Origin of the sequence: Pacificibacter marinus (assembly GCF_018860665.1) — a bacterium.
Taxonomy (GTDB): Bacteria; Pseudomonadota; Alphaproteobacteria; order Rhodobacterales; family Rhodobacteraceae; genus Celeribacter; species Celeribacter marinus_A.
The window spans coordinates 1-1,773 of sequence record NZ_JAHKPK010000007.1 but is presented as its reverse complement, the minus strand read 5'-3'; the positions used below and the strand labels follow the sequence as shown (position 1 = coordinate 1,773).

Here is a 1,773-nt window from a genome sequence, read left to right as displayed (position 1 = left end):
CTGATCAGGAAGCGGTCTTATGCGCTGGTATCCGTCTCACGGCTTAATGATCCATCTATTTTGATGTAGTTAGTCTGAACCGAGTATAGATAGCTGAGACCATTCGGATGCACACCAAAATTATCGACACCAAATTGAACGCCTGTTGGTCTTAGTAGGTTGCGAAACCAGACAATGTGCTCAATATCATTCAGCGCAGCGGTTTCATTAATCTCAATATTTAGCCGGTTACCTGGCGCGTATTGTCTGAGAAGTTGAGTTATCCATGTGCTAAAGCCATCCTCGTGGATGGTTTGCTGGCTCAAGTTGACCGTCAGAGGACCGCCTTCTGGGTATTCAGCTAAATGTATAACTGCTTTTTCTAAAATAGGGCGGTCCAGAGCTGAAATTAGATTTCAGGATTTTAGTAGCATGGATAAACTCGCCAGCAGAGCAAGGCTCTCCTGCCTTCTTCAGGATGCGAGCAAGTAGTTCGCGTTGCAAAATAGTCGGGTTGTCTTGGGTGGAATGCGATGAGAATACTGGTTGGAATTGTATGAAAATATTCTTGTTCTGAATGGCTTTGGCGACATGCTGTTGCCATGATTCAGAAGCGACTGTAGAACCGGTAAACGTGTCGGGTAACAAGAGAGCCGTGCTTTGTTTTTTGGCTACCTGTATAGCCAGTTTGGCGTCTGACATCACGAGATTAGCACTTGCTAGTGTATCGAAAGTGGTGACTGCGATGTGGAATGGCATACCGTCATCTTGCGGTGAAATAAAATTACTCTGTGTAGTGAGTTGTGCAGCTAGCGCATTAAGTTCTCTTTTTATGAGTTCTTCATCAACGGTCGGAAGAATTGCGGCAAAGTCTGACCCTGTTAATCGGCCTACAATATTGGGGTCAAAACGCATAGCAAGTTTAGACAGTGTACCGCCAATATGCTTCAAATAATTATTGGCTTCTTCTTCGCCTAAGGCCGAGTTCAGAGCCTGTAAATCGTTAACATGCAGGTAAATACAACATCCAGGCCCAAACTCTTGACGGTTGTCTAACCAGTCACTTAGCAACGCCATTGTAGATCGTTGATTAGCTAAGCCCGTAAGGTTGTCTTGGTAGGCCGTTTTGCGCAATTCTTCAATATGCAGTGATTGTTCGGCAAACATTTTTTGTACGCGCTTAACCATGCTGTTCATGGCTAGGACAACCCGCTTAAGTTCTCGGGTTTTGGGGATGTTTTCTTGTTCTATGTACTGACTTTCTGCCAAGGCTTGTGCCTGCTCTTCTACGCCACGTAGAGGGCTTAAAATATAACGGATGAGCGTACTTAACAGCAGGACACTTAACAAAGATAAAGAGACGAAAAGTATTAATGTATTCTGTGCCCCTTGCCATAACTGAGAATAGGCGTAATCGGCTCTGCTTTGAACGAGTACAGAGCCAACTTTACGCCATTGAAAGCTGATTTCGCGACTCATTGAGGGTGGCGTTAACTGGACTAAGCTGACGAACCAGTCTGGCACGCTTTTCCCTGATTGGGGGAGGGTGCTGGTTTCAAACAGCGTTTCATTGTCGGCAGAGCGAATCACTATTTTTTGATAGAATCCACTATCAAAGATAGCGTTAACGGTTGCTTCGATGGTCGCTGTATCTTTGTCAGCCACATAGGGGGCTAGATAAAGTCCTAGGTGAGTTGCCGTATCCTGACCATGCGATTCTAATTGAGTAAGAAGCATATTTTTGGAGCTGTCTGACATAATAAATAACGTACCCGCGACAAGCCCGATCAGCAC

General features: G+C 45.1%; 2 protein-coding genes. Both read right to left on the bottom strand.

Features of this window, described 5'->3' with window-relative positions:
- Nucleotides 1-17 precede the first annotated feature (17 nt).
- The gene (locus tag KO497_RS01920) at nt 18-350 is read right to left on the bottom strand and encodes an EAL domain-containing protein (protein ID WP_354668073.1); all 333 of its coding nucleotides are present in this window, start codon (nt 348-350) and stop codon (nt 18-20) included.
- Nucleotides 337-1,773, bottom strand: a 1,437-nt coding sequence (locus KO497_RS01915; protein ID WP_215942282.1) for a LapD/MoxY N-terminal periplasmic domain-containing protein, incomplete at its 5' end; no start/stop codon positions are given. The genes KO497_RS01915 and KO497_RS01920, both read right to left, overlap by 14 nt.